The following is a 7,067-nucleotide window of genomic DNA, read 5'->3' as shown; positions in this document are numbered from 1 at the left end:
CGCACAATAGGACCCTTCCCGCGATAACGGCGAATCCTGTGACCGGCCAACATAATTCAGGGGCGGGACAGCGTCATCCCTCTATAGACTTCCCGTCATGATGAAGCATTTGATCACTGGGGCGATGATCGCGGCCTTCTCTTTCGGCGCGGCCGGTGTAGCGGCGGCCGATACCACTGTCGGCTTCTACCCCTCCCATGGGGCTTGCGTCGCACACGGGGTACATAACCTCGGCAAGGAAGGTCTCGGTAAGACCTGGTTCTGCCGTCAGTCCGGTAACCAGTGGGAACTGTTCACTCGCCCCTGACCGGGGTTATGCGGTCGGCGTGGTTGCCTTATCCGGGTCGACTCCGCCTGTGGTGTGCGGGGCGTCGGGTTCGCGTATGCGTCGGAGTAGTACGGGCGTGGCGAGTGTGGTCGCGGCGAAGGTGCCCGCGCCCGCGAGTATCAGGGCTCCGGCCGGTCCGGCCGCGGCGACGGCCGGGGCGCCGAGGATGGTGCCCAGTACGGTGGCGGCGTTGTTGAACGATCCCATCGCGGCGAACGCGCGGCCCTTGACCTCGGCCGGGACGTGCGTGCTGATGAGGACGCTGATGGCGGAGACCTGTAGGGAGTTCGCGATGCCTGCCGCGGCGAAGCCGGCCATGGCACCGATCAGTGAGTGCGACAGACCGGCGCCGGCCAGGCCTACCCCCATCAACAGCCCGGCGAACACCAGGGTTTCGGCCTGCCGGCCGGGCGGTATGCGGCCGGCGATCCAGGATGAGGTGATGAGTCTGCCGATGACGAAGGCGGTCGTCGCCACGCCGTATAGCAGCGGTGTCGCGCCGAGGGTGTCGCGGACGTAGAAGACTTCGGCCACAGTGAAGATCGCGGTGAAGATGATGGCGGCCGCCAGTGCGGCCATCGCCGCTCGGATCGCCGCGTCGGTGGCCAGGAGTGCGGGGGCTTCGGTGACCTGTTTCCACCAGGGGGGCCGTTTCCCGCGGCTTTCGGGCGGGGTGCGCTGTAACCGCAGTGCCGCCAGGAGGGCGACCAGTAGGCAGGTCGCGGCGGCGTCGACGACCATGGTGAAAGAGAATCCCAGGAGTCCGACCGCGGCGCCGCCGAGGGCCGGACCTGCGAGCATGCCGGTCATGTGCGTGCGGCATCCAGCATCGAGTAGACGCGCGCCGGGTTGGCCGCCGCTGTCTCATCGGCCTTCTCGGCGAGCAGCATCATCGCCGGGACGTTGAGGGTTGCCAGGCAGCCGGCTGTGAAGGCCAGTACCAGGATGACTCCGATCGGGAGCGCGGCGGCCGCTGCCATGGCCAGGGTGACGACCGCCTGGCCCAGGAATGTCACCGTGAGCAGTCTGCGCGATTCGACGCGGTCCACGACAGGGGCGAGCAGTGGGGCAAGGAAGACGCTGGGTACCAGGCCGGCGAGCAGGAAGGCCGACACCGACAGGGCCGAGTGGTCCTGCAGAAGCAGCAACAACGCTATTCGCGCGACCGAACCGCCCGCCGAGGTGATCCCGAGCGCCACGGCGAGAACGACGAGTCGCACTTACATCCCCGATTCGCGATTGCAAAAAACTGGTTCCGAGATCTGTGCGCACGATCAACCGGGAACTGACGGCCGACTCGGTGGCTGTAGTGACCTCCGTGGTCGGCGCCGGCGTGGCCGCGGCGACGAACAGGCGGACAGCGCCCTCGCGGTCCGGGCCGGGTCTGTCCGTCCCCGCGCCGCTGGAATTGATCCCGGTGCGGCAGGCGCAACCGGGTTCGAGTGCGCGAAGATCAGGCTCCGTGACATTAGCGCCGTCGGTTATGGGGGGGGGAACCGGTAGTAGCGAACCGAGCGGGATGCGGCGTGCGCGATTCCGTGGTCGGTGTCGAGGACCGGCGCCCTCGACGACACCTACCGCGACTATCTCGAACGCCACTACGGGCAGCTACGACCGGAAACCGGACTCGGCTGACGCGCTACCCGACGGGAATACGCGGCCGCGGTGGAGGCCGTCGACAGTCAGGCCGCAGGGCTGTTATCGGCGCTCTGCGCGACGGCAGGTGGCCCGAACGTGGCGTCGAGGCGTCGCGCGCGCCGGGCCTCCGAGGGCCAATAGATGGTGTAGTAGAGCCGCGCGAGGACGGGAAGCGAAGGGCGGTTGCGGATATCATGGTCGATCATCGCGTCCACGACCTCTCGCCCCATCGCCTCGGCCACCGTTCGGTCGACGCGGTAGCCGATGCGCCGGAAACGCAGCCCGAATGTCAGCAGGTGACCGCACACGTAGAGCACTATGAACGCGGACAGGGTCGCCCATACCGGGTTCCCGTGCAGGATCGAGAGGTAGAGCAACGGGTAGCCGACGGCTACGGCGGGCACGGCGTACGCGAGTGCCGCCTTGGTCTGCCCCTTCCGAACGAGGTCCGTCACCACGAGCGCGTTCGCGAGTGCCCCGTCCTGCTCGATCGGCGGGAGATCGTCGAATCCGGCGCCGACAGTGAGAGTCGGCCGGCGTTTGTAGAACGAGTGCCGCACCCGCTCGGTCGCGTAGGCCGGCACTTTTCCCGCCACAACGCGTGGCGTGCGCACTCCGAGACTTTCCGCGATCTCTGCGGTTCGGGTGCCGATTCGATCCAGATCCACGGGTAGATGATTGCGCACCGGTGCCGGCTTGAAAAGACCGGCCAGTACTTTTATGGTCGACGGGAAGTGGAACCCGAGTTCCGAATAGTTATGGTGGAGTGGTGACGGAGGACCGGAAACCGCGGCGGGACGCGGTGCTGAACAGGGAACGAATCCTGGTGGCGGCGCGGGAAGCGTTCCGGGGCAGTGGGATATCGGTGGATATGCGGGCCGTCGCCGCGGCGGCCGGAGTCGGTGTCGGCACCCTGTACCGGCATTTCCCCACCCGCGAAGACCTGGTGCGCGCCGTCACCGGCTCCGACCTCGCCGGTCTCGCCGATACCGGCTTGCCCAGGGGCACGGCGATCGAGGGGTTGCGGGAGCTCTTCACGACCACCCTGCACCAGCTCAGCGGAAACCAGGCGATGATCGACGTTCTCGCCGCGGGGCCGCCCACCGACGCCGACCTGGAGCGCTGTCTCACCCACCTCACCGAGATCGGCGCGGCAGCCGTGTACCGCTCCCGGACCGATCACACCCTCGCCGCCGAGGTCACCGCACCCGATATCGCCTACCAGCTACTCGGCCTCATCCGCATAGCCCAGCTGACACCCGGCCCGGCGGCACTGAGCCGTCAGGTCGATCTCGTGCTCCGCGGTCTGGCCGCGAACTGAGCTCAGCTGGTGAGGGGTGAGCCGTTGGGCTGGAGGGCGGGGCCGACGGCGTCGAGTGTGCCGGGCCTGCGGCCCTTGCCCCAGCCGATCCGGGCGCGGTAGCTGCCCAGCAGCCCGCTGCGGATGAGTTCCTGCTGGTCGGCGGATTCGGGGTCGGGGGAGGTCCGGGGGGAGACGAACAGGGCGTCGGCGGGGCAGTTGGCTTCACATTGGAAGCAGGTCTGGCAGTCGCTGTGCCGGGCGATGACGGGGATACCGTCGGGTCCGCGGTCGAAGACGTTCGTCGGGCAGACGCTGATGCATTTATCGCAGGCGATGCAGCGTTGCGCGGAGACCAGCTCGATCACGACGCCACCTCCACCGGCACCGCCGCGTGTTCCGGGCGCACATCGATCCGGTCCAGTCCGGAGGTGATCAGCCGGTGGTGCTGGCCGGGATCCTGGTCGGGGAAGTCGAGGCGTTTGGCCATCCCGCGGGTCTCGGTGCGGGCCAAAGCCGTCCGGTACATCCAGCGCGCGTGGGCGGTCATGGCGGCGGCTTGGCGGGTGCGGACCCGCTCGGCGCCGTCGCCGCCGAGGCAGGCGCGGACCTCGGACCACAGATCGTCCAGGACGACCAGCGATTCGGTGAGCACGCTGCCGCGACGGAGGTAGTTCTTGTCGTAGGGCAGCACTTCACGCTGCACCGCGGCCACCACCTCGCGGGCGTCGGCGGTGGCGGAAATCCCGGGGCGGGCGCCGGCATCGCCGACGGCGGTGGCCGTCCGGGCCGACGCCCACGGCCCCTGCGCGAGAGCGTAGCGGGCGGCGCCGGCGCCGGCCCAGTTACCGGACGAGATGGCCCAGGCGGCATTGTGACTGCCGCCGCCGGTGAAACCACCGCAGATCAGTTCTCGGGTGGCGGCATCACCGGCCGCGTACAGGCCGGGGACCGTTGTGGCGCAATCGTCGCCGGTGATCCGGATCCCGCCGGTGCCGCGTACGGTGCCTTCGGCGATCAGGGTGACGGCGAATTTCTCGGCGAAGGGGTCGATACCGAGCCGGTCGAAGGTGAGAAAGAAATTGGGCTGGGCCCGGCGCATCGCGGCGCGGGCGGGCTCGTCGGCCCGGTCGAGACGGCAGAACACCTTGTCGCGCAACAGTTCCGCGGCGATGGGTGAGCGCTGTCTGCCGCTCGCGCCCTCCAATACGCTGCCGTCGGCCCGGTAGAAGGTGGCGAACTGGTAGAAGGCTGTTTTGGTTACCGAGGTGCCCTCGGGGGCGATGCCGTAGGCATTGGAGAATTCCATCCCGGACAGCTCCGCGCCCGCCTCCACGGCGAACAGGGCGCCGTCACCGGTGTTCACATCGCATCCGAGCGCCTTGGACTGGAACGCGCAACCGCCGGTCGCCAGCACCACCGCCCCGGCGCGCACCCGGTAGTCCTGCCCGGCCTGCCGCCGGTGACCCGCCGCGCCCGCGACCGCGCCGTCGGCGTCCACCAGCAGTTCGGTCACCGGGCTGTGGTCGAGGATGCGCACGCCCGCCCGGCGCACCAGGATCCGCATCCGCCGCATGTACTCCGGGCCCTGCAGCCCGTTGCGCAGCTGCTTGCCGTCCGGGCCCACGGGGAAGGGGAACCGGGCGACCTCGGCGAGTTCGTTCAACCGGTCGTAGGTCTCGTCGAGCACCCGGGCCGCCCAGCGGCGGTCGGCGAGATAGCCGCCGAGGCTCTCCCGGCTCGCGATCGCCGCCTCCCGCTCGAGCGGGTCCGGCGGGACGTACCACACCCCGGTACCCGCCGACGCGGTCGCGCCGCTGGTCCCGCAGTAGCCCTTGTCGGCCAGCACCACATCGGCGCCGAGGCGGGCGGCACGCAGGGCGGCCCACGTCGCGGCGGGGCCGCCGCCGACCACCAGAACATCGGCGGTCATATCCAATACGTCGGTCATCTCAACCCTCGCTCCGTGAGCGGCGTCCGCATCCCGTCTGTGCCGAGATGCGGACCACCGTGCCGAACGCCAGGCTGCAACGACGGCGGATGCCGGACAACGATTGGAATCGGGGGTAGCGCAAACCTCCCGCGACCCGGGCCCCGGCACCATCATCACGCCATGCGTAATCGTGTGCCGGCCCTGCTCTTCGCATTGCTCGCGGCCGTCTCTCTCGTCTCGGCATGCGGCACGTCGTCGCAATCGCAGACGACTTCGGACGGCAGGACCGTCATCCGGTATCAGGGCTGGGCCAGCCAGGTCACCTACCCCGAACTGGCCGCCGACCTGGGCTATCTGGACAAGGTCTCGCTGGAATGGGTGGGCAACACCACCAGCGGCCCGCAGGACATCCAATCCGCGGCCACCGGCGCCACCGATATCGGCGGCGCGTTCAACGGCGCGGTGGTGAAACTCGCCGCGGCCGGGGCGCCCGTCACCTCGGTGATCAGCTATTACGGGTCCGACGACGAGAACTTCACCGGCTACTACGTACCGGAGAACAGCCCGATCCGCGGCGCCCGCGATCTGATCGGCAAGAAATTCGGGGTGAACACCCTCGGCGCCCACCACGAGTTCGTGGTCCGGGAATGGCTCGCCCAGCAGGGGCTCTCCAATGACGAGATCGCCAAGGTCGAACTGACCGTCGTGCCCCCGGTGAACGCCGAACAGGCCCTGCGCCAGGGCAATATCGACGCCGTCGCGCTCTTCGACATCTGGCGGGACCAGGCGGTGGCCCGGGGCGGTATCCGGCCGTTGTTCACCGACGGCGCGCTGTTCGGCGCCTTCAGCTACGGCACCTATATCGTCCGCGACGATTTCCTGGCCCGGAACAAAGACGCCGTCGCCGATCTCACCCAGGGCACCGCGCGCGCGATCCGCTGGGCCCAGACCACCCCGCGCGACCAGGTGATCGCGAAGTTCAAGGACATCATCACCCGCCGCGCCCGCAGCGGGGAGACCGCCGACAAGGCGGACTACTGGAAGAGCACCGGTGTCGCCGGACCCGGTGGGGTGGTGCGCGATCAGGAGATCCAGCTGTGGATCGACTGGCTGGTACGCAACGGTGAACTGGAACCGGGCAAGCTGACCGCCGCCGACGTCTACACCAACGACTACAACCCGTACGCCAACGGCACCTATCCCGAGAACGCCGGTCCGGACGGGCAGGCGATCGCGCAGCGCTGACCGGCCGGATCTCACGAACACATGACCTCTCCCTGGACAACTCTGCGCCCACTGCTGCCCACCGTCTTCCTGCCCTCGGCCGTATTCGGTATCGGGCAGGGCGCCGGCTCCCCGGTGATCGCGCTGACCGCGCGCGACCTGGGCGCCTCGGTGGGCACGGCCGGGCTGATCGTGGCACTGGTCGGGCTCGGCGCCGTACTGGGCGATCTCCCGGCCGGACGGGTGGTGGCCCGCTTCGGTGAACGCCGTTCGATCATCGCCGGATCGGCGATCGGCGCTGTCGGCGTCTCGCTTTCGCTGCTGGCCTGGACACCGGCCGTGCTCGCGCTCGGCGCCCTGCTGACCGGCGTCTCGAACGCGGTGTGGGGGCTGGCGCGGCAGAGTTATCTCGCCGAAGTGGTGCCGGTCGAGATGCGCGCCCGCGCCATGGCGACCTTCGCGCTGATGTGGCGGCTCGGCTTCCTGGTCGGCCCGTTCGTGGGCGCGCTGGTGATCCTGGGCATCGGCACCCGCGGCGGTTTCGCGGTGCAGCTGGTGGGTGTGGCGTGGAGCAGCGGGCGGCCGCGGGCGAGCCGGACGTACCGGTCGAATGGTGGGGCGTGAAACGCCCGTGGCGGACCGGG

The 7,067-nt window shown here is 69.2% G+C and carries 8 protein-coding genes and 1 pseudogene; 4 read left to right on the top strand and 5 right to left on the bottom strand.

What is annotated here, in order from left to right; all coding sequences use genetic code 11:
- Positions 1 to 97 precede the first annotated feature (97 nt).
- The gene (locus ACWDU1_RS26780; protein WP_450002622.1) at positions 98 to 307 is read left to right on the top strand and encodes a hypothetical protein; all 210 of its coding nucleotides are present in this window, start codon (positions 98 to 100) and stop codon (positions 305 to 307) included.
- Positions 308 to 313: 6 nt separating this feature from the next.
- On the opposite strand, the gene ACWDU1_RS26775 is transcribed toward ACWDU1_RS26780, so the two are convergent.
- The 3 genes from ACWDU1_RS26775 to ACWDU1_RS26765 form a co-directional block, all read right to left on the bottom strand.
- The gene (locus ACWDU1_RS26775; RefSeq protein ID WP_450002620.1) at positions 314 to 1,138 is read right to left on the bottom strand and encodes an MFS transporter; all 825 of its coding nucleotides are present in this window, start codon (positions 1,136 to 1,138) and stop codon (positions 314 to 316) included.
- Entirely contained in the window at positions 1,135 to 1,548 is a 414-nt protein-coding gene (locus tag ACWDU1_RS26770) for a hypothetical protein (protein ID WP_450002619.1), read from the bottom strand. The genes ACWDU1_RS26775 and ACWDU1_RS26770 overlap by 4 nt, the downstream gene beginning before the upstream one ends.
- Before the next feature lie 462 nt (positions 1,549 to 2,010).
- Positions 2,011 to 2,634: a hypothetical protein gene (locus tag ACWDU1_RS26765; protein WP_450002617.1), complete on the bottom strand. Its 624-nt coding sequence runs from the start codon at positions 2,632 to 2,634 to the stop codon at positions 2,011 to 2,013.
- A 101-nt stretch (positions 2,635 to 2,735) separates the two neighbouring features.
- On the opposite strand from ACWDU1_RS26765, the gene ACWDU1_RS26760 reads away from it, so the two are divergent.
- Positions 2,736 to 3,287, top strand: coding sequence for a TetR/AcrR family transcriptional regulator (locus ACWDU1_RS26760; RefSeq protein WP_450002615.1), 552 nt, complete (start codon positions 2,736 to 2,738; stop codon positions 3,285 to 3,287).
- Between the two features lie 2 nt (positions 3,288 to 3,289).
- Here ACWDU1_RS26760 and ACWDU1_RS26755 read toward each other — a convergent pair whose 3' ends face one another.
- Both ACWDU1_RS26755 and ACWDU1_RS26750 read right to left on the bottom strand, forming a co-directional pair.
- Positions 3,290 to 3,634: a 4Fe-4S dicluster domain-containing protein gene (locus tag ACWDU1_RS26755; protein WP_450002613.1), complete on the bottom strand. Its 345-nt coding sequence runs from the start codon at positions 3,632 to 3,634 to the stop codon at positions 3,290 to 3,292.
- Positions 3,631 to 5,217: an FAD-dependent oxidoreductase gene (locus ACWDU1_RS26750; protein WP_450002611.1), complete on the bottom strand. Its 1,587-nt coding sequence runs from the start codon at positions 5,215 to 5,217 to the stop codon at positions 3,631 to 3,633. Before ACWDU1_RS26750 ends, ACWDU1_RS26755 begins: the two co-directional genes overlap by 4 nt.
- 162 nt (positions 5,218 to 5,379) lie before the next feature.
- Between ACWDU1_RS26750 and ACWDU1_RS26745 the strand changes: the two genes are divergently transcribed.
- Together ACWDU1_RS26745 and ACWDU1_RS26740 are read left to right on the top strand one after the other, a co-directional pair.
- A complete protein-coding gene (locus ACWDU1_RS26745) occupies positions 5,380 to 6,444 on the top strand; it encodes an ABC transporter substrate-binding protein (protein ID WP_450002609.1) in 1,065 nt (354 codons plus the stop codon).
- A gap of 21 nt (positions 6,445 to 6,465) precedes the next feature.
- A pseudogene (locus tag ACWDU1_RS26740) lies at positions 6,466 to 6,996 on the top strand (MFS transporter); the annotation flags it as partial.
- Positions 6,997 to 7,067 lie beyond the last annotated feature (71 nt).

Source organism: Nocardia sp. NPDC003345 (assembly GCF_053589395.1).
Note: the sequence above shows the minus strand (reverse complement) of the source record. Positions and strands in the feature narration are given on the sequence as shown.